Source organism: Methylophaga sp., assembly GCF_009711715.1.
Classification (GTDB): domain Bacteria; phylum Pseudomonadota; class Gammaproteobacteria; order Nitrosococcales; family Methylophagaceae; genus Methylophaga.
Window position 1 is genome coordinate 64,030 of sequence record NZ_VENF01000013.1, and the last position, 19,352, is coordinate 83,381.

Consider the following 19,352-nt stretch of genomic DNA (forward strand, 5'->3'; position numbering starts at 1 on the left):
AATTATGACTGAGATCTACTCGGAACATCTGCCAGTCTTGCTGGACGAGACCCTAGACGCCCTGTCTGTTAAAGCCGACGGTAAATACCTCGATGCCACCTTTGGTCGTGGTGGTCACAGCCGCGCGATTCTGGCTCAACTATCTGAAAACGGCCGCCTGCTGGGCCTGGATCGTGATCCACAGGCTGTAGCGACTGGCAAACAGCTGGCAAATGAAGATCCCCGTTTTGCGATTGAGCACTGCGCCTTTTCCGAACTTGCTGGTGCCGTGCACGCACGCCTGTGGCAAAACCAGATTGACGGCATTCTCATGGATATCGGCGTTTCTTCGCCACAACTGGATGATGCCGAGCGCGGTTTCAGTTTTTACAAAGACGGACCGCTTGATATGCGGATGAACCCCGATGCTGGCATCAGTGCCGCCGAATGGTTGGCCACAGCCGAGATGGACGATATTGCCCATGTGCTGAAAACACTGGGCGAAGAGCGGTACAGCAAGCGTATTGCCCGAGCCATAGTTGACAGCCGCGATGACAACCCGATTACCACGACTAAGCAACTGGCCGATCTGGTGGATAAAGCCAGCCCGTCACGGGAAAAGTATAAACATCCAGCGACCCGGACATTTCAGGCAATACGCATATATATAAATAATGAGTTGGAAGAACTTCGTCAGGCACTGGAACAGGCACTCGATGTGCTCGCAGTCGGTGGTCGACTCGTTGTCATCAGTTTCCACTCGCTGGAAGACCGCATTGTAAAACGCTTTTTCCGGGATGAAGCCCGAGGCGATGATTTGCCCGCGCATTTCCCGGTCACTGCCGATCAACTGAATCCTCGTCTGAAAATTATTGGCAAGGCAATCAAAGCCGGTGAAGCCGAACTGGCTGTCAATCCCAGAGCGCGCAGCGCAATCATGCGCGTTGCGGAGAAGTTGGCATGAAACTGAAGCAGTATCTGGAACAGGTTCATATCGATATGCCGTTGCTGGTGTTGGTGACGCTGGTCATCATTTCGGCGGTCGGTGTGATTTATTCCAAGCACCTCAACCGCAATGAATTCATCCAACTGCAGAAGCTGGAAAAACAACGTGACTTATTGAATGAAGAATGGGGCCGCCTGCTGCTCGAACAGAGCACCTGGGGCAGTCCAAGCCGGGTTGAACAACAGGCCAGAACCCGTCTTAATATGATTGTGCCCAGCGCCGATATGACCGTGGTGATTAAGCGATGAGTGCAGCACGCGTCAGTCATCAGCAAGTCGGGCAGTGGCGTCTGAACCTGGTCAGGGTGATGTTTATCCTGTTTGTACTGGGTTTGTGCTGGCGTTTGGCCGATATTCAGATTCTGAATCCGGAGTTTCTGCGTAATCAGGGTGATGCCCGTCATCTTCGTCAGGTGCCAGTGGTGGCACACCGCGGCATGATCCTCGATCGCAGTGGCGAGCCGCTGGCCATCAGCACCCCAGTCCATTCCATCTGGCTGAACCCTCAGGATGTACCTGCCGATCATCCCAAGCTGGCGAAGCTGGCTGAAAATTTGAACCTGTCGCTCAGCACAGTACGTGACAAAATCAACGGCAATCAGTCACGCGAGTTTATCTATCTCAAACGACGGGTCACGCCCGAACTGGCTCAAAGTGTTAAATCACTGGGGATTCATGGCGTTTACCTGCAACGCGAATACAAACGTTATTACCCGGCAGGCGAGGTTACTTCGCATCTGCTCGGTTTCACGAATATTGATGATATCGGTCAGGAAGGGCTTGAGCTCACTTATGATGCTGTGCTGACTGGCCGTTCCGGTCTGAAACGCATGGTGCGTGACAGTAAAGGTAACTTTGTTGAAGGCGGCGAATTGATTCGTCCAGCCAAGGCCGGGGAAAATATTCAACTCAGTATCGACCTGCGTTTGCAGCATTTGGCTTTCCAGGCGCTCAAAAATGCCGTGGATGAACACAAAGCCAAAGCCGGTACCGTCGTAGTACTGGATATTCAGAGCGGTGAAGTGCTGGCGATGGTCAATCAGCCTTCCTTTAACCCGAACAACCGCGAAGGTCTCAAACCCAGCCATTACCGTAACCGCGCTGTCACCGACCTGTTTGAGCCGGGCTCTACTGTTAAACCGTTCACGGTTGCCAGTGGCATCAAGTCAGGCAAGTTTGATCTGAGCAGCATTATCAATACGCATCCCGGTGTATTCCGGGTCAGCGGTCATCCTATCCGCGATTTCCGGGACTATGGTGAAATCGACCTGGCAACACTGATTCAGAAATCGAGCAATATCGGCGCCACGAAAATTGCACTGGAACTCGAACCTGAGGTGCTGTGGCAGGATTTTGCCCGTTTCGGACTGGGTGAATCGACCGGTGCTTACTTCCCGGGCGAAGTGATGGGTACCATGCCTGATCCGCAATCCTGGCGGACACTGGATCGGGCAACCATGGCTTTCGGCTATGGTTTGTCGACGTCAGCCCTGCAACTAGCAAGGGCTTACAGTGTGCTGGCCAGCGGCGGCATATTAAAGCCGGTCACTTTTGTCAAAAATGGTGAGGCGTCCAAGGGACGTCGTGTGTTTGCTGCCGATCTGATGCATCAGGTACTGGCAATGATGGAAAAAGTAGTCGAACCCGGTGGCACCGCAACCCGTGCTGCGGTGGCCAACTATCGGGTAGCCGGCAAAACCGGTACCGCGAAAAAATCGATCAGTGGCGGCTACGCCGACAAACGTTATCAATCCGTATTTGCAGGGATTATCCCGGCCAGCGCACCGCGTCTGGCCATGGTAGTCATGGTGGATGAACCCCGTGGTGAGGAATACTACGGTGGGGCAGTGGCAGCACCGGTCTTTGCTGAGGTGATGACCGGCGCCATGCGACTGCTCAATATCGCACCGGATGCATTACCAATGACGCAAATGCAGGTGGCCCACAAATGATCACATCAATCGTCAAAAAGCAATCTCTGGCCAGGCTGCTGCAGGACTGGGTAGCCGATGATGTTGAATTGCAGGAATGCATGCTGACTGATATCAGCATGGACAGCCGGCGTGTGACCGCCGGGTGTTTATTCCTGGCATTGTCAAAACAGGCTGCTGAACGAGAGAAGCACCTGCATCAGGCCCTGGACAAAGGGGCTTTTGCCGTATTGATTGATGCCGAGCAACCATTGTCTGCCAATGAGCAGGCCATGCTGGATGAAGCGGTAGTCACAGCCTATCCGGTGAAACAACTCGGCAAGCAGGCGGGTTATATCGCCGCACGTTTCTATGAACATCCCTCTGAGCATATGACGGTGATTGCGGTCACCGGCACGAATGGCAAGACCTCGGTCAGCCAGTTTATTGCCCAGGCCCTGGAAGCCAGTGGCCAGCCTTGCGGTGTCATCGGGACCATGGGCGCGGGCCGTATCCGTGATCTGGAACTGACTGGCATGACCACACCGGATCCGGTCTCTATGCAGCGCCTGCTGGCCGGTTTTGAACTGGAAGGCTGTCGTTACGTGGCACTGGAAGCTTCTTCCCATGCGCTGGTACAGGGCAGGCTCAATAGCGTCGATGTCAATGTGGCGGTACTGACTAACCTGAGCCGTGACCATCTGGATTACCACGAAACGATGGAACAGTACGCGGCGGCCAAACAAAAACTGTTTGAAATGCCCTCGGTCAGCCAGGTGGCACTGAACATAGATGATGACTTCGGACTGCAGGTCAGAAATGCCTTACGCAGCAATATTGAATTACTGACTTACAGCAGTGGTGGTGAAGCCGATATCAGTGCGGCAGCAATAGAATGTCGCCGTGACGGTGTTGCATTTGACCTGAGCATTGAGGGGCGGAAGCAGGCTATTAATCTCCCGGTAATGGGCCGCTTTAATGTCGATAACCTGCTCGCCACCGCCGCCGTGATGAAACTGATTGGTTTTGATGACAGCATGGCGCGGGATGCGCTGCAGCACTGCCATGCTGTTTCTGGACGGATGGAAGCGCATGGCTACGAAGGTCAGCCCTGTGTCGTGATCGATTATGCCCATACCCCGGATGCCCTGTCACAGGCATTAAAAACCCTGCGCAGTCATTTGCCGGAAGCCGGTGAACTCTGGTGTGTGTTCGGTTGTGGCGGAGACCGGGACAAGGGGAAACGATCATTGATGGGCCAAATTGCAGAAACAGAAGCTGACCGTGTCGTGATTACTGACGACAATCCCCGTACTGAAAATCACCAGTCAATTATTGACGATATTCTGGCCGGTTGCCGGCAACCTGAGAAAATCCGTGTCGAACTGGATCGCAAAGCCGCCATTATTTATGCGCTGTCACATGCTTCAGCCAGCGATATCGTGCTGGTGGCCGGCAAAGGGCATGAAGCCTATCAGGAGATTAATCACATCAAATATCCGTTCAGCGATACCTTGATCGTTACTGACGTGCTTGCTGATCTGCACAACGGCGTATCCAACGTCATGGGAGGGGTTTGATGTCCTTGTCCATGACACTGGAACAACTGGGTCGCCTGCTTGGCTGTGATGTTACTGCAGCTGATGTCAAAGTCCGGGGCGCCGTAATAGATACCCGTAAGATTAAGCCGGGCAACCTCTTTGTCGCCCTCAAGGGCGACCATGTCGACGGCCATGATTATCTGGCACAGGCCCGTGAAGCCGGTGCCAGTGCTGCTTTGGTGTCTGAGTTACGCGACGATGCATTACCGCAGCTTCTGGTGAAAGATGTCAGACAGGCTTTTGGCAAGATCGCCCGTGCCTGGCTGCAGCAGAATCGTACCCGTGTAGTTGCCATTACCGGCAGTAACGGCAAAACCAGTGTTAAGGAAATGGTGACCGCCATTCTGCGGCAAGTGGGACCGGTTCTGTCGACTCAGGGCAATCTGAATAATGATCTGGGTGTGCCGTTGACGCTGTGCCGGCTCGACCCGGAAGACAAGTTTGCCGTAATTGAAATGGGGACCAATCATCCCGGTGAAATTGCGCAACTGGTTAAGATTGCTGAACCCGATGTCGCCGTCATCAATAACATCGCACCGGCACATCTGGAAGGCTTTGGTTCCGAAGAAGGGGTTGCAGTAGAAAAAGGTGCCATTTATGCGGGGCTGGCGAAAAATGGTACGGCGGTCGTCAATGCTGATATGCCCTATAAGGATACCTGGGCACCTCTGATTGCAGACAGAAAAACCCTGACATTCGGATTGGAAAATGAAGCTGATATCCGCGCTGATTATATTCAGCCGGATCCGACAGCCAGCCACTTTCTGGTCGAAATGGCAGGCGTCAGTCACCACTTTGATTTGCCATTACCTGGTTTGCATAACGTTAACAACGCGCTGGCAGCGATAGCCGTTTGCCATGCACTGGAAGTTCCGGTGGACGCGATGGTGCGTGGACTTGCTGGTATGCGTGCTGTGCCGCACCGGCTGCAGCTGAGAGCCGGGCTTAATGATTCACGCCTGATCGATGACACATACAATGCCAATCCCGGCTCCTATCTGCAGGCGCTGAAAACCCTGGCCGGATTTAGCGGCGAACACTGGCTGGTGCTGGGTGACTTCGGTGAACTTGGTAATGACAGTGACAAGATCCACGCTGATATGGGTAAACAGGCCCGTGATGCCGGTGTCAGCCGTTTATTTACGGTAGGTAACAGCAGCCGTATGGCCGGTCAGCAATTCGGCTGCGGCGCACAACATTTTGAGGATCTCAAGACTTTGCAGCAAAGCTTGCAACAGGAATTAAGCAGGGATGTGACTTGTTTGATTAAAGGATCACGTTTTATGCAACTGGATCAGCTGGCTGATCAGCTGGCCCAAGAAGGAGAGGCTGATGCTGCTGCTGTTAAGTGAATATCTGACCCAGTATTACAGTGGGTTCAACGTCTTCCAGTATCTGACACTGCGGGCGATTCTGGGAACTATCACCGCGCTGGGCATTGCCTTGCTTATTGGCCCGACCATGATCCGGCACCTGAGCTTCAAGCAAATCGGCCAGGTAGTGAGACGTGATGGTCCCGAGTCACATTTCAGCAAAAGCGGTACGCCGACCATGGGGGGCTCGCTGATCCTGGTGGCGATAGCCGTCAGTACCCTGCTCTGGGCCGATCTTGCTAACCGCTACGTCTGGGTGGTCCTGATTGTGACTTTGGCTTTTGGTCTTATCGGTTTTGTAGATGACTACATCAAACTGGTGAGACAGGACCCGCGTGGCCTGTTAAGCCGCTACAAGTATTTCTGGCAGTCACTGTTCGGCGCCGGTGCCGCGGTATTTTTATTTTTCACTGCCACGGTCCCCGAGGAAACCACGCTGATCGTGCCGTTTTTCAAGGAAGTCATTATTCCTCTGGGTGGCTGGTACATGCTGCTGACTTATCTGGTGATTGTCGGCAGCAGTAACGCAGTCAATCTGACTGACGGGCTGGATGGACTGGCTATCATGCCGACGGTGATGGTGGCGTCTGCACTAGGTTTATTCAGCTATGTCGGGGGGCACTCTGAGTTTGCCCAATATCTGCAGATTCCGTTTATCCCCAGTGCCGGTGAACTGACGGTGTTCTGTGCCACTCTGGTTGGTGCCGGACTCGGCTTCCTCTGGTTCAATACCTATCCCGCTCAGGTCTTTATGGGCGATGTCGGCGCATTGGCTTTGGGCGCTGCATTGGGCACGGTCGCTGTACTGGTTCGTCAGGAACTGGTGCTGTTGATTATGGGCGGTGTGTTTGTCATTGAGACGCTGTCGGTGATGATTCAGGTTGCCTCATACAAACTGCGTGGTAAACGCGTGTTTCTGATGGCACCGATTCACCATCACTATGAGCTGAAAGGCTGGCCGGAACCCCGCATTATTGTGCGCTTCTGGATCGTGACGGTATTCCTGGTTCTGATTGGTTTGGCAACGCTGAAAATACGATGACACAAGGCATGAATAAACTTTCACATAAAAACTGCCTGATAGTCGGCCTGGGGCAGACAGGATTATCATGTGCCCGTTTTCTGGCCGACCGTGCACTCAGCGTTGCCGTGATGGACACCCGTGAGCAGCCGCCCGCATTGAGTCTGTTGCAGCAGGATTATCCGCAGGTGTTGATTAAAACCGGGGGGCTGGATAGTGACTGGCTGTTACAGGCTGATTTGATCATATTGAGTCCGGGCGTCGATCCCAGGCTGCCGGAAATCCGCGCTGCGCGTGAGGCAGGCATTGAAATGATCGGTGATATCGAGCTGTTTGCCCGTTATGTCGATGCGCCGGTGGTAGCGATAACCGGTTCCAATGGCAAGAGTACGGTCACGACTCTGTTAGCCCTGATGGCACAAATTGCGGGTAAAGATATCCGCATCGGCGGCAATCTGGGCACACCGGCGCTGGATCTGCTCAGTGACAAGGCGCCCGATTTTTATATTCTGGAGCTGTCGAGCTTCCAGCTTGAAACCGTATGTTCACTCAATGCTTTTGCCGCAGTGATCCTCAATGTCAGTCCTGATCACCTGGATCGTTACGATTCAGTCGAAGACTATCAGCGGGCCAAGCAGAAAATTTTTAACGGTGATGGCGTCATGGTGATTAACCGGGATGACCCGGTTGTCAGTGCCATGGCTGAAGAAAGCCGGATTCAGATTGGTTTCAGCCTGCATAAAACCGAAGGTGTTGACTTTGGCCTGATGCAAAAAGACGGTCAGCGCTGGCTGGCCGAAGGCAATGAACCACTGCTGGCGGTTAACAACATGAAAATGGTCGGCACCCACAATCTGGCCAATGCGCTGGCCGCACTGGCACTGGGGTCGGCAATGGCGTTGCCGATGCCGGCAATGCTGTCTGCCTTGCAGGAATTCAAAGGCCTGCCGCATCGGTGCCGACTGGTCAGAGAACTGGACGGGGTACGCTGGTTTAATGATTCCAAGGCGACCAATATTGGCGCCTGCGTGGCGGCGATAACAGGGTTGGCTGATGCAGGGCCGGTGGTGCTGATTGCCGGTGGTGTAGGCAAAGGTCAGAACTTTGCCGAGTTAACTGACACGCTGAAAAAGGCTGTACGTGCCGTGGTTTTGATGGGCGAAGATGCTGACAAGATTGCTGCCATTGTGCCGGCCGAAGTGAAGACATTGATGGCGGCGGACATGAATGATGCAGTACGCCTCGCTCGTCAGGCTGCAGAAAAAGGAGACAGTGTTTTACTGTCACCAGCCTGTGCCAGTTTCGATATGTTCAGTGGCTATGCGGAGCGCGGCGATAAATTTGAGCAAGCAGTGAGGGCATTGGCGGCATGAGCGAAACCAATCTGCAATTTGATCGCAGTCTGCTGTTTGCCACCGGTGCGTTGATGTTTATCGGCCTGATTATGGTGTGCTCGGCATCGATTACGATTGCAGACAGTAAAACCGGTCAGCCACTGTTTTATTTTATCCGGCAGTTGGTGTTTGCCGTCGCCGGCCTGGGCGTAGCCTGGGCGGTGGTGTCAATCAGACTCGCTGTCTGGCAACGAATTGCACCACAATTATTAATGTTTGGTGTGTTTATGCTGGTCCTGGTGCTGATTCCCGGCATTGGCAGAGAAGTCAACGGCTCAAGCCGCTGGCTGCCATTGGGACCGGTGAATCTGCAGGTAGCCGAGGTTATTAAGCTTTTTGCCATCCTCTACATTGCCGATTACCTGCAGCGTCACCATGGCCAGTTACACACCTCTTTTCTTAAAGTCCTCGCACCCTTAATGCTGCTGGGTGTTGCTGCTTTATTACTGCTATTACAGCCGGATATGGGCTCGATGGTGGTGATTATGTCCACCGTACTGGCCATGCTGTTTCTGGGTGGAGCCCGGCTTGATGTATTTGCTGCCCTGATTGCGGTGATGGGCGCCCTGTTTGCCATGCTGGTCTGGGTCGCTCCATACCGGCTGGAACGGCTGCAGAGCTTTATGGACCCCTGGGCTGATCCTTTCGGCAGTGGCTTCCAGTTGACCCAGGCGTTGATTGCTTTCGGCCGCGGAGACTGGCTGGGCGTCGGACTGGGTAGCAGCATGCAGAAACTGTTCTATCTGCCGGAAGCCCATACTGACTTTCTGTATTCCATCCTGGCCGAGGAACTGGGACTGGTCGGTGCGCTGGCGGTAATTGCTTTGTTCTTTATCTTTATCTGGCGGGCTTTGGCTATCGGCCGTGCTGCAGAAATGGCTGGTCAGGTATTCGGTGCTCAGGTCGCATACGGCATCGGTATCTGGCTGGGTATGCAGGCCTGCGTCAATATCGGCGTCAACATGGGCGCACTGCCTACCAAAGGCTTAACCCTGCCATTGATGAGTTACGGTGGCAGTAGCTTGGTGATTGTCTGTGTTGCCATTGCTTTATTGCTGCGTGTGGATATGGAAACCCGTCTGCCCGAGAAAGCCTCGGCAAGGATCAGACGATGACGGCTGCAACAGTGAAAAAAGTCATGATCATGGCTGGCGGTACTGGCGGCCATGTGTTTCCGGCATTAGCGGTAGCGGATGAACTGAAGCAACGTGATGTCGAAGTGAGCTGGATTGGTACCGAAAAAGGCATTGAAGCAACACTGGTGCCCCAGGCGGGTTACCCGCTGGCTTTTATCAGTGTGGCAGGCTTGCGTGGCAACGGCACGCTGGGCTGGTTAATGGCACCGTTTCGGGTGCTGAAAGCCGTCTGGCAGGCAGGGCGCTTGCTACAGGTATTCAATCCGGATGTGGTGATTGGGCTTGGTGGTTTTGCTTCGGGACCGGGCGGTGTTGCAGCCTGGCTGTTGAAAAAACCGCTGTTGATCCACGAGCAGAATTCGATTCCGGGTCTTACCAATAAATTGCTGGCCAGACTGGCCAGAAAAGTGCTGGCTGGTTTCCCGAATAGTTTCGACAGCCGGGTTGAAGCGGAATGGGTTGGTAATCCGGTCCGTAAGCAAATTGAAGATTTGCCGATGCCGCATTTACGTCAGACCGAAAACGATGGCCGGCTGAAACTGCTGGTTTTAGGTGGCAGTCTCGGTGCCCGCACACTGAACGAAGTCGTGCCGGCGGCGTTGCAGCTGATGGATGTCAGTCTGCGACCGGAAGTGCGTCATCAATGCGGCAAAAAACATATTGATGCCTGTCAGGCTGCCTATCAGCAGGCTGGGGTAGAAGCGGAGATCACGGACTTCATTGCGGATATGGCGCAGGCCTATAGCTGGGCTGACTTGGTGATTTGCCGGGCAGGCGCGTTGACTGTAGCAGAGATCGCCGCCGCCGGTGTGGCATCCATTCTGGTGCCTTATCCCTATGCAGTGGATGACCACCAAACACATAACGCTGCACTGCTGGTTGATGCCGGTGCAGCCCGACTGGTTGCCGACAACATGCTCAATGCTGAGGAACTATCAGTGAGTCTAAGGCAGCTTGATCAAGACAGAGAAGGATTATTAACCATGGCCAATGCGGCGAGACAAGTCGCAAAAATCGGCAGTGCAACCCGGATTGCGGATCTATGTATGGAGTATGCGCATGGATAGATTAACCTCAGCGATGCAAAGCCGGGTCAAGCATATCCATTTCATCGGTATTGGTGGCGTGGGCATGGGCGGTATTGCCGAAGTCCTGCTGAATCTCGGTTATCAGGTGACAGGCAGTGATCTGGCAGAAAACAGCCTGATTAAGCATCTTCGTAAACTGGGTGCGACGATTATGATCGGTCATGATCCGAGCTATCTTGAAGGTGCCGATGTCGTGGTGGTGACCACTGCGGTCACGGAAGACAATATCGAACTGCAGGCTGCGCGTGAACAACGTATTCCGGTAGTACCAAGGGCGGAGATGCTGGCCGAATTGATGCGATTCAGCTATGGCATTGCTGTTGCCGGTACACATGGTAAAACGACAACAACCAGCCTGATTGCCTGTCTGCTCAGTGAAGGTGAACTGGATCCGACTTTTGTTATCGGTGGCCGCCTTAACAGTGCTGGCAGCAATGCCCGTTTGGGGACCGGCCGTTACCTCGTGGCCGAGGCCGACGAAAGCGATGCCTCATTCCTGTATTTGCAGCCGATGATCGCCGTTGTCACCAACATCGATCAGGATCATATGGCGACTTATGAAGGCAGTTTCGACAAGCTCAAAGCCACTTTTGTCGAGTTTCTGCATCACCTGCCGTTCTATGGCCTGGCTGTTATGTGCCTGGATGATCCGGTTATCAAGGATCTGCTGACCGAAGTGACACGGCCGTTTATTACCTATGGTCAGGATGAAGAAGCCGATTACCAGCTGGTCAATTTGACGCAGCATCAGGGCCAGAGCTTTTTTACCGTGATTGAAAAACACACCGGTGAACGTTTCCCGATCACGCTGAACATGCCCGGTCTGCATAATGCGCTGAACGCCACTGCGGCGATGGCGGTTGCCCGTAACCTGCAGGTCAAGATTGAAGTCTGTCAGCGTGCCTTACTGAAGTTCGACGGTATCGGCCGTCGCTTCAATTTGCTGGGACCGGTTAAAGCCAATGGCGGCGAAGCGATGCTGATTGATGATTACGGTCACCATCCCACTGAAATCGCCGCGACACTGGCTGCAACCCGCGGTGGCTGGCCGGATAACCGTCTGGTCGTGGTATTCCAGCCACATCGCTATACCCGTACCCGTGACTTGTTTGAAGACTTTGCCCAGGTCCTGTCATCCGTCGATGTACTGGTGGTTTTGGAAGTCTATCCAGCCGGGGAAGCCAAGATAGCCGGCGCCGATGCCCGCAGTCTGTGCCGTGCCATTCGTCTGCGTGGACAAGTCGAACCGGTGTTTGCCGAAGATAAAGAAGCCTTATACACCGTGCTGCCGAGTTTATTACAGGACGGTGATGTGCTGCTGACACTCGGTGCCGGTGATATTGGCCGGATGGCGCAGGCGCTGCCTGAAGTCCTGAGCGGAGGTGCTGAATGATGGCCCTGCAGCAGACTTTAAGAGGTGAACTCAAGCAGCATGAACCGTTGGCGCGCTATACCTCATGGCGGGTTGGTGGTGAAGCCAAGCAGCTTTATCGTCCGGCCGATGCCGTTGACCTGGCCGCTTTCCTGCAGCAGCTGCCGATTGATGAACCGGTTTTGTGGCTGGGCCTTGGCAGTAATCTGCTGGTGCGGGACGGTGGTTTTAACGGCACCGTCATTGTCACTGCCGGTGCACTGCAGAATATTGATATTGAAGGCAAGAAGGTCGAAGCCGAAGTTGGTATTTATTGCAGCAAGCTTGCCAAACAGGTCGCAAGGGCCGGACTCAAAGGCGCGGCATGGCTGGCTGGTATCCCTGGCACATTGGGTGGGGCACTGGCGATGAATGCGGGTGCCCATGGCGGTGAAACCTGGGATTTTGTCACCAGTGTTACCACCATTGATAAGCACGGTGAGCTGCGTCAGCGCCCGCTGGCCGACTTTGATGTGCGCTATCGCCACGTCGCCCTGCCACAGGGTGAATGGTTTGTTGCTGCCACGCTGCAGTTTGAACAGGGTGACGCCAGAGCGGAAAGCGATCTGATTCGTGAACTGTTGAAAAAACGCAATGCCAGTCAACCGACTAACCAGCCCTGTGCCGGGTCAGTATTCCGTAATCCGGAAGGCGATTTTGCCGGCAGACTGATTGAAAGCAGTGACCTCAAGGGGCTTACTGTGGGCGGTGCCAGTGTCTCAACCAAACACGCTAATTTCATCGTTAATGATGGCAGCGCCACTGCCGCGGATATCGAAAACCTGATTAAGCTGGTGCAGGACAAAGTTGAACAGTTGCAGGGCGTCCGGCTGACACCGGAAGTGCATATCATCGGGGAGGTGGCGGCATGACGCGCCGGGTAGAGAATGCAGCGGAGTTCGGACGGGTTGCCGTATTGATGGGCGGTCGCAGCGCCGAGCGTGAGATTTCTCTTATCAGCGGCAAAGCCGTGCTGGCCGGTTTACAGCGCAAAGGTGTTGATGCTTATGGCATAGATGTCAGTTTTGATATCTGTCACAAGCTCGGCAGTGGCCAGTTTGATCGTGCCTTTGTGGTCTTGCATGGCCGTGGCGGTGAGGACGGTGAAATCCAGGGCTTTTTACAAGCGGTCAATCTGCCTTATACCGGCAGTGGTGTCACCGCATCCGTGTTGTCGATGAACAAACGTATCAGCAAAAACAACTGGATCCAGCAGGGCCTGCCCACTGCTGATTTTGCCCGAGTCACGCGTGACAGCGATGCCGAGATACTGGTTTCACAACTGGGACTGCCACTTATTATCAAGCCGGTCAATGAAGGCTCCAGTATCGGCATGAGCAAAGTCAAAACCATGGTTGAGCTCCAGGATGCAATTGAACTGGCACTGAATTATGACGCCGATGTGATTGCCGAGCAGTGGATTCACGGTGAGGAATACACCGTCGCAATTCTGGATGGTGAAGCCCTGCCGGCTATCCGTTTGAAAACACCGCGTGAATTTTATGACTTTGAGGCCAAGTACCAGTCGAACTCGACCGAGTATCTGTGTCCGTGCGGCCTTGACTCAGAAAGTGAACAACGCATGCAGCAACTGGCATTAAAGGCCTTTGACGGGCTGGGCATGACAGGCTGGGGCCGGGTCGACTTTATGCGTGACGGTAAAGGTGAATATTTTTTGCTGGAAACCAACAGTGTGCCGGGCATGACTGATCACAGCCTGGTGCCGATGGCGGCGAAGCAGGCCGGCATTGAATTTGATGATCTGGTCTGGCGGATTCTGGAAACCAGTTTCAGGGAGTCGCTTTGATGGCAGTCAATAAGCAAAAACGCGGTGCCAGCATTACCGAGGCGAAAGTCAGTCAGACCAGAGACTGGAAACAGAGCCTGCGGCAGGCACTGGCTCTGGTCGTGGTGGTGGTGATCATCGGCGGCACAGCTTATATGCACGAGGCTAATACGCTACCGGTCAAACATGTGACTGTCGAAGGCGAAATCCGTCATGTTGACCGTGATCAGCTGGTGGAAGCCGTAGCTCCGTTTGTACGCGGCAGCTTTCTGGATGTCGATGTCGCCAGCATACGGGCTGCCGGTGAACAGCTGCCCTGGATTAAGCAGATTCAGGTCAGACGGGTGTGGCCGGACACCCTGCATCTGGTAGTCGAGGAACATAAGGCAGTGGCTCGCTGGAATGAAGATGGTCTGGTTAACAGTCTGGGTGGTGTGTTCAAGCCGGCGCTCAATACCATCCCGGCAGGGCTTATACAGATGAATGGCCCGGAAGGGACCAGTGAACTGATGGCGAGAAGACTGGTAGACATTCAGCAACAGCTGAAACACCTGGGGCTGAGAGTCACGGCGATCAGCATGGATAAACGCCGTGCCTGGCAAGTGGATTTCAAAGACGGCCTGCACCTGAAGCTGGGCCGGGCAGAGGGGGATACCCGTCTGCAGCGCTTTATTGATGTTTATCGAAGCGGCCTGAACAGCTTCAGGGAGCAGATTAAAGAAATTGATATGCGTTATACCAACGGGCTGGCCGTGGTCTGGAAAGACGGTCAGCAACCTGATTTTAATGGGACTGTGTAATGTCGAAACGTAGTGAGAGAGAACTCATCGTCGGACTGGATATCGGCACCTCGAAAGTGGTGGCAATTGTGGCGGCGCCGATTCTGGATGCCGGCCCCAATGAAAACCAGCTGGAGATCATCGGCATTGGTTCGCATCCGGCCCGCGGCATGAAAAAAGGGGTGGTGGTCAATATCGAATCCACTGTGCAGTCGATTCAGCGTGCCATCGAAGAAGCCGAGTTGATGGCCGGCTGCCAGATCCATTCGGTCTATGCCGGTATTGCAGGCAGTCACATCCGCAGCCTGAATTCGCATGGCACGGTCGCGATTCGTGACAAAGAGGTAACTCAGGGCGATCTGGATCGGGTGCTGGATGCAGCACGGGCGGTGCATTTTCCGGGTGATCAGCAACTGCTGCATGTGCTGCCACAGGAATTCATTATTGATAACCAGGAAGGTATCCGTGAGCCGATTGGCATGTCCGGTGTCCGCCTGGAAGCCAAGGTGCATCTGATTACCGGCGCTGTAAGCGCTGCCCAGAACATTACCAAATGTATCGAGCGCTGCGGCCTGCATGTGGACGGCATCATCCTGGAACAGATGGCATCCAGCTATTCAGTACTGGATCAGGACGAGAAGGAACTGGGTGTCTGCATCATCGACATTGGCGGCGGCACGACCGATATTGCCGTGTTTGTTGACGGTGCGATTCGTCACACTGCGGTAATTCCGATTGCCGGTGATCAGGTGACCAACGACATTGCAGTCGCTTTGCGGACACCGACCCAGTACGCCGAAGAAATCAAAATCAAATATGCCTGTGCGCTGACTCAGCTGGCACGTGAAGATGAAACCATCGAAGTCCCCAGCGTTGGTGACAGGCCGCCACGGCAACTGGCCAGACAAACCCTGGCTGAGGTCGTGGAACCACGCTATGAGGAGCTGCTGATGCTGGTCCAGGCTGAACTGCGTCGCAGTGGATTTGAGGAAATGCTGGCTGCCGGCATCGTGCTGACAGGCGGTAGTTCCAAAATGGAAGGCGTCATCGAACTGGCTGAGGAAGTCTTCCATCTGCCTGTGCGTCTGGGCGTACCACAACATGTCGGGGGACTGGTTGACGTGGTACGTAATCCCATCCATGCCACAGGTGTCGGGTTGCTGTTATTCGGCAACGAGGAACATGCCCCGGGGCATGGTGAATTGAAAGTAAGCGATGGCTTTAAAGGCATGCTGGCAAGAATGAAAAGCTGGTTCCAGGGGAACTTCTAAGCTGAGTAATTCAGTGTGCTGATGTAAACAAATTTATTGGGGGAGAAAACAATGACTTTTGAATTAATTGATACCTATACAGAAAGCGCTGTCATCAAAGTAATCGGTGTCGGCGGTGGCGGCGGTAACGCCTTGGAGCACATGGTGGTGAACCAGATTGAAGGGGTTGACTTCATCAGTGCCAATACCGATGCGCAGGCGTTGCGTAAAAGCTCTGCGACCACCCAGTTACAACTGGGTACTGACATCACCAAAGGCCTGGGCGCCGGTGCCAACCCGGATGTCGGTCGGCAGGCAGCGCTGGAAGACCGTGAACGCATTATGGACGTGATCGATGGTGCCGATATGGTATTCATCACCGCTGGTATGGGCGGTGGTACCGGTACCGGAGCAGCACCGGTGGTCGCTCAGGTTGCCAAGGAAATGGGCATTCTGACAGTGGCTGTGGTCACCAAACCGTTCCCGTTTGAGGGCGTCAAGCGGATGAAAATTGCGCAGGCAGGGATTGAGGAACTGGGTCAGCATGTGGATTCGCTGATCACCATTCCTAACGAGAAACTGCTGAAAGTACTGGGCAAGGACATGACCCTGCTGAATGCTTTCAAAGCGGCGAATGATGTCCTGCTGGGTGCGGTTCAGGGTATTGCCGAGCTGATTACCCGCGAAGGCATGATCAACGTCGACTTTGCCGACGTCCGTACCGTGATGTCAGAAATGGGCATGGCGATGATGGGAACCGGTCATGCTTCCGGTGAAAACCGTGCCCGTGAAGCAGCCAAGCTGGCCGTATCCAGCCCGCTGCTGGAAGATGTCGATCTGGCCGGTGCCCGTGGCGTGCTGGTCAACATCACTGCCGGTCTGGATATGAGTATCGGCGAGTTTGAAGAAGTCGGTAATACCGTTAAAGAATTTGCTTCTGATGACGCTACTGTCGTCGTCGGTACGGTGATCGATCCGGATATGACTGACGAACTGCGGGTTACTGTTGTAGCGACAGGTCTGGGTGGTCAAAGAGTGACCGTCGCGAAAACACCTGAAGCAGAGTCACCGCAGATTGAGATCGTTAAAAAATCAGTAGAAATTGATTATGACGAACCGACAGTGATCCGTAAGGAAAAAGACAGCCAGCAGAAACAGGTGGCCAACGGCGATGTCAACATGGACTATCTGGATATTCCGGCATTCCTGCGCCGCCAGGCTGACTGAGTGTAAAATTCTGTAAAGTTGGCTGGTGAAGTTCTGCTTATGGTAATATTATTTGATCTGTAATTGTATAAGGGGGTAATGCACCGTGATAAAGCAACGAACATTAAAGAATGTGATTCGTGCCACCGGTGTCGGTCTACATAGCGGCGAGATGGTTTATCTCACCCTGCGGCCGGCTGCCCCCAATACGGGTATTATTTTCCGCAGGGTCGACCTCGACCCGGTGGTCGAAATTCAGGCCAAGGCCGAAAACGTGGGTGAAACGTCATTGTCGACAACATTGATCGAGCATGGTCAACGCGTGTCGACAGTCGAACACCTGCTGTCAGCCTTTGCCGGTTTGGGTATCGATAATGCCTATATCGATCTGAATGCGCCTGAAGTACCGATCATGGATGGCAGTGCCGGACCTTTCGTGTTCCTGGTACAGTCAGCCGGCATCGAAGAGCAGAACGTCGCCAAGCAGTTTATCCGTATCAAAAAGCCGGTGGTGCTTGAGGATGGTGATAAGTGGGCCAAGTTTGAACCCTTTGACGGATTCAAGGTCTCGTTCACCATTGATTTCGAGCATCCTGCCTTTACCGGACGACCGCAACAGGTTGATGTTGACTTCTCCTCCACATCGTTTGTCCGTGAAGTCAGTCGTGCCCGTACCTTCGGTTTTATGAAAGATATCGAAAAACTGCGTGAGAATAATCTGGCGCTGGGTGGCAGCATGGATAATGCGATTGTCGTCGATGATTACCGGGTCCTCAATGAAGACGGCCTGCGTTACGAAGACGAGTTTGTCCGCCATAAAGTGCTGGATGCCATCGGTGACTTGTATCTGCTGGGCCACAGCCTGATCGGGGCTTTCAGCGGTTATAAATCCGGCCACGAAGTCAACAACAAACTGTTACGCAAACTGATCGCGCAGGAAGATGCCTGGGAACTGGTCAGCTTCGAAGACGACAAAGATGCCCCCATTCTTTTCAGTCGTCCTGCAGCCTCGCTGACCAGTTAGGCTTAGTCTGACTGACGCTTTGCCAGTTTGCTGAGGGCCGTTTTCAATGGACCGTCCTCGATATCAGCAGCGGTGCTTTCAATAAGTGCCGCTGTTTTTGTAGATAAATGGATATTATTTTCGCTGTCTGGTCGGCTGATGTTTGTCAGCGGCCGGACTTTGACTTCCAGCCGGCTGACTGGCTCGGGTAAATGTGCAGACAGTGCCTTGCAGACTTGCGGGGCCTGGAAGCGCAGCAGGCTGGCAAAGGCAGCTTTGTCAGTATGCACAATCACTCTATCGGCGCTGATGTTTGCAAGCCGACAGTGATTAACGAATTGTAAGGGCAGGCTTTTCTGCAAAATGATGTTAAGCTTGTCCAGTTGTCGAGCGCGTGCAGCCAACCATTTGAAATGGCTGTTCTGTTTGTAAACTTGTTGTAGACGCTCGGGTTTTTGAGACATGATTAATTATCACTGAGAAAGGATAAAAATGCAGGTTATCATTATATCCTCAAACAGTAAGACACATAAGCACTGGCACCTGACGCGATCGAAGCTGCTGGTGCTGGCAACCGTAATGGTGGGCCTGGTCAGCATCAGCAGCTACAGTTTTGCAAACTGGCTGCACAACAATGCCAAACCCGCCCAGTTCAAGCCGGCCCCCACTTCCTCTCTCAGTTCTTCAAACAGTTTGACCCCCTCGGATAATGAAACCCAGACCGCCAATCAGGATGAGTCTGTCACCAATTTTTATGCCCAACAACTGGGTGGTTTACAAGCCGAAACCATTCGTCTGCGGATGTTCAGTGAACGTCTGGCTGAAATTGCCGGATTTGACAGTGCGGCTTTCTCTCTGGATGAGCATCCCTCACTGGGAGGGATTGATCAGGAGGGTACACCTCTCAGCAGCGAAGCACTGGATCGCGGTATAGCTCAGCTCTCCGACGAACTACGTAGCCAGGAAGAAGCGCTTGCTGCGCTTGAACAATACCTGCTTACAGAAGACACCATTGCTGCCAGTATTCCGACCGGTAAACCGGTGGAAGACGGCTGGGTATCTTCCTTCTATGGCTACCGTATTGATCCTTTTAACGGCAAAAAAACCTTTCACGAAGGCCTCGATATTGCCGCGAAAAGTGGCAGTAATGTCCAGGTTGTGGCTGATGGCATCGTGACCTGGGTGGGGGAACGTGGCGGCTATGGCGGTCTGGTAGAAGTTGATCACGGTAATGGCTATGTCACCCGCTATGCCCACAATAAAACCATCAAGGTTAAAAAAGGCGATCGTGTCAACAAAGGCGAAACCCTGGCTTTGATGGGCTCGACCGGCCGCTCTACCGGACCACACGTGCACTTTGAAGTCCTCCGCGACGGTCAGCACGTTAATCCGTATAACTTCATCAAATAA

Annotated in this window: 18 protein-coding genes; 17 read left to right on the plus strand and 1 reads right to left on the minus strand. The window is 53.7% G+C overall.

The window, feature by feature from the left end:
* Window positions 1-4: 4 nt before the first annotated feature.
* From rsmH to lpxC, 16 genes are all read left to right on the plus strand, one after another.
* Window positions 5-943 carry a 16S rRNA (cytosine(1402)-N(4))-methyltransferase RsmH gene (rsmH, locus tag FH755_RS10500; RefSeq protein ID WP_292441071.1) on the plus strand — a complete coding sequence of 313 codons (939 nt, stop codon included), beginning with the start codon at window positions 5-7 and terminating at the stop codon, window positions 941-943.
* The gene (ftsL, locus tag FH755_RS10505; protein WP_292441072.1) at window positions 940-1,233 is read left to right on the plus strand and encodes a cell division protein FtsL; all 294 of its coding nucleotides are present in this window, start codon (window positions 940-942) and stop codon (window positions 1,231-1,233) included. The genes rsmH and ftsL overlap by 4 nt, the downstream gene beginning before the upstream one ends.
* A complete protein-coding gene (locus FH755_RS10510; RefSeq protein WP_292441073.1) occupies window positions 1,230-2,936 on the plus strand; it encodes a penicillin-binding transpeptidase domain-containing protein in 1,707 nt (568 codons plus the stop codon). The genes ftsL and FH755_RS10510 overlap by 4 nt, the downstream gene beginning before the upstream one ends.
* Window positions 2,933-4,474: a UDP-N-acetylmuramoyl-L-alanyl-D-glutamate--2,6-diaminopimelate ligase gene (locus FH755_RS10515; protein ID WP_292441074.1), complete on the plus strand. Its 1,542-nt coding sequence runs from the start codon at window positions 2,933-2,935 to the stop codon at window positions 4,472-4,474. Before FH755_RS10510 ends, FH755_RS10515 begins: the two co-directional genes overlap by 4 nt.
* Window positions 4,474-5,847: a UDP-N-acetylmuramoyl-tripeptide--D-alanyl-D-alanine ligase gene (murF, locus tag FH755_RS10520; protein ID WP_292441075.1), complete on the plus strand. Its 1,374-nt coding sequence runs from the start codon at window positions 4,474-4,476 to the stop codon at window positions 5,845-5,847. Before FH755_RS10515 ends, murF begins: the two co-directional genes overlap by 1 nt.
* Window positions 5,828-6,910, plus strand: coding sequence for a phospho-N-acetylmuramoyl-pentapeptide-transferase (gene mraY, locus FH755_RS10525; RefSeq protein ID WP_292441076.1), 1,083 nt, complete (start codon window positions 5,828-5,830; stop codon window positions 6,908-6,910). Before murF ends, mraY begins: the two co-directional genes overlap by 20 nt.
* An 8-nt stretch (window positions 6,911-6,918) precedes the next feature.
* Window positions 6,919-8,262 (plus strand): UDP-N-acetylmuramoyl-L-alanine--D-glutamate ligase, encoded by a 1,344-nt coding sequence (gene murD, locus FH755_RS10530; protein WP_292441077.1) that lies wholly within the window; start codon window positions 6,919-6,921, stop codon window positions 8,260-8,262.
* The gene (gene ftsW, locus FH755_RS10535; RefSeq protein ID WP_292441078.1) at window positions 8,259-9,398 is read left to right on the plus strand and encodes a putative lipid II flippase FtsW; all 1,140 of its coding nucleotides are present in this window, start codon (window positions 8,259-8,261) and stop codon (window positions 9,396-9,398) included. The genes murD and ftsW overlap by 4 nt, the downstream gene beginning before the upstream one ends.
* Entirely contained in the window at window positions 9,395-10,486 is a 1,092-nt protein-coding gene (gene murG, locus FH755_RS10540) for an undecaprenyldiphospho-muramoylpentapeptide beta-N-acetylglucosaminyltransferase (RefSeq protein ID WP_292441079.1), read from the plus strand. Before ftsW ends, murG begins: the two co-directional genes overlap by 4 nt.
* A complete protein-coding gene (gene murC, locus FH755_RS10545; protein WP_292441080.1) occupies window positions 10,479-11,900 on the plus strand; it encodes a UDP-N-acetylmuramate--L-alanine ligase in 1,422 nt (473 codons plus the stop codon). Before murG ends, murC begins: the two co-directional genes overlap by 8 nt.
* On the plus strand, window positions 11,897-12,790 hold the full coding sequence (gene murB, locus FH755_RS10550) for a UDP-N-acetylmuramate dehydrogenase (RefSeq protein WP_292441081.1): 894 nt from the start codon (window positions 11,897-11,899) through the stop codon (window positions 12,788-12,790). The genes murC and murB overlap by 4 nt, the downstream gene beginning before the upstream one ends.
* Window positions 12,787-13,725, plus strand: a complete 939-nt coding sequence (locus FH755_RS10555; protein ID WP_292441082.1) for a D-alanine--D-alanine ligase — start codon at window positions 12,787-12,789, stop codon at window positions 13,723-13,725. The genes murB and FH755_RS10555 overlap by 4 nt, the downstream gene beginning before the upstream one ends.
* The gene (locus tag FH755_RS10560) at window positions 13,725-14,504 is read left to right on the plus strand and encodes a cell division protein FtsQ/DivIB (protein WP_292441083.1); all 780 of its coding nucleotides are present in this window, start codon (window positions 13,725-13,727) and stop codon (window positions 14,502-14,504) included. Before FH755_RS10555 ends, FH755_RS10560 begins: the two co-directional genes overlap by 1 nt.
* The gene (ftsA, locus tag FH755_RS10565) at window positions 14,504-15,754 is read left to right on the plus strand and encodes a cell division protein FtsA (RefSeq protein ID WP_292441084.1); all 1,251 of its coding nucleotides are present in this window, start codon (window positions 14,504-14,506) and stop codon (window positions 15,752-15,754) included. The genes FH755_RS10560 and ftsA overlap by 1 nt, the downstream gene beginning before the upstream one ends.
* Window positions 15,755-15,805: 51 nt before the next feature.
* Window positions 15,806-16,960, plus strand: a complete 1,155-nt coding sequence (ftsZ, locus tag FH755_RS10570; RefSeq protein ID WP_292441085.1) for a cell division protein FtsZ — start codon at window positions 15,806-15,808, stop codon at window positions 16,958-16,960.
* Between the two features lie 85 nt (window positions 16,961-17,045).
* Window positions 17,046-17,963: a UDP-3-O-acyl-N-acetylglucosamine deacetylase gene (gene lpxC / locus FH755_RS10575; RefSeq protein WP_292441086.1), complete on the plus strand. Its 918-nt coding sequence runs from the start codon at window positions 17,046-17,048 to the stop codon at window positions 17,961-17,963.
* A 2-nt stretch (window positions 17,964-17,965) separates the two neighbouring features.
* Here the strand turns inward: lpxC and FH755_RS10580 are convergent, their stop codons facing one another.
* A complete protein-coding gene (locus FH755_RS10580; RefSeq protein WP_292441087.1) occupies window positions 17,966-18,406 on the minus strand; it encodes a DciA family protein in 441 nt (146 codons plus the stop codon).
* 28 nt (window positions 18,407-18,434) lie between these two features.
* Between FH755_RS10580 and FH755_RS10585 the strand changes: the two genes are divergently transcribed.
* Complete coding sequence (locus FH755_RS10585) at window positions 18,435-19,352, plus strand: M23 family metallopeptidase (RefSeq protein WP_292441088.1); 918 nt, start codon at window positions 18,435-18,437, stop codon at window positions 19,350-19,352.

Excerpts from the sequence above, each read along its gene's own strand:
- murF (WP_292441075.1), top strand. The coding sequence starts at position 4,474 with ATGTCCTTGTCCATGACACTGGAACAACTGGGTCGCCTGCTTGGCTGT.
- mraY (WP_292441076.1), top strand. The coding sequence starts at position 5,828 with ATGCTGCTGCTGTTAAGTGAATATCTGACCCAGTATTACAGTGGGTTC.
- ftsW (WP_292441078.1), top strand. The coding sequence starts at position 8,259 with ATGAGCGAAACCAATCTGCAATTTGATCGCAGTCTGCTGTTTGCCACC.
- rsmH (WP_292441071.1), top strand. The coding sequence starts at position 5 with ATGACTGAGATCTACTCGGAACATCTGCCAGTCTTGCTGGACGAGACC.
- murC (WP_292441080.1), top strand. The coding sequence starts at position 10,479 with ATGGATAGATTAACCTCAGCGATGCAAAGCCGGGTCAAGCATATCCAT.
- FH755_RS10510 (WP_292441073.1), top strand. The coding sequence starts at position 1,230 with ATGAGTGCAGCACGCGTCAGTCATCAGCAAGTCGGGCAGTGGCGTCTG.
- FH755_RS10555 (WP_292441082.1), top strand. The coding sequence starts at position 12,787 with ATGACGCGCCGGGTAGAGAATGCAGCGGAGTTCGGACGGGTTGCCGTA.
- murG (WP_292441079.1), top strand. The coding sequence starts at position 9,395 with ATGACGGCTGCAACAGTGAAAAAAGTCATGATCATGGCTGGCGGTACT.
- FH755_RS10585 (WP_292441088.1), top strand. The coding sequence starts at position 18,435 with ATGCAGGTTATCATTATATCCTCAAACAGTAAGACACATAAGCACTGG.
- FH755_RS10515 (WP_292441074.1), top strand. The coding sequence starts at position 2,933 with ATGATCACATCAATCGTCAAAAAGCAATCTCTGGCCAGGCTGCTGCAG.
- FH755_RS10580 (WP_292441087.1), bottom strand. The coding sequence starts at position 18,406 with ATGTCTCAAAAACCCGAGCGTCTACAACAAGTTTACAAACAGAACAGC.
- ftsZ (WP_292441085.1), top strand. The coding sequence starts at position 15,806 with ATGACTTTTGAATTAATTGATACCTATACAGAAAGCGCTGTCATCAAA.
- murB (WP_292441081.1), top strand. The coding sequence starts at position 11,897 with ATGATGGCCCTGCAGCAGACTTTAAGAGGTGAACTCAAGCAGCATGAA.
- ftsA (WP_292441084.1), top strand. The coding sequence starts at position 14,504 with ATGTCGAAACGTAGTGAGAGAGAACTCATCGTCGGACTGGATATCGGC.
- murD (WP_292441077.1), top strand. The coding sequence starts at position 6,919 with ATGAATAAACTTTCACATAAAAACTGCCTGATAGTCGGCCTGGGGCAG.
- FH755_RS10560 (WP_292441083.1), top strand. The coding sequence starts at position 13,725 with ATGGCAGTCAATAAGCAAAAACGCGGTGCCAGCATTACCGAGGCGAAA.
- ftsL (WP_292441072.1), top strand. The coding sequence starts at position 940 with ATGAAACTGAAGCAGTATCTGGAACAGGTTCATATCGATATGCCGTTG.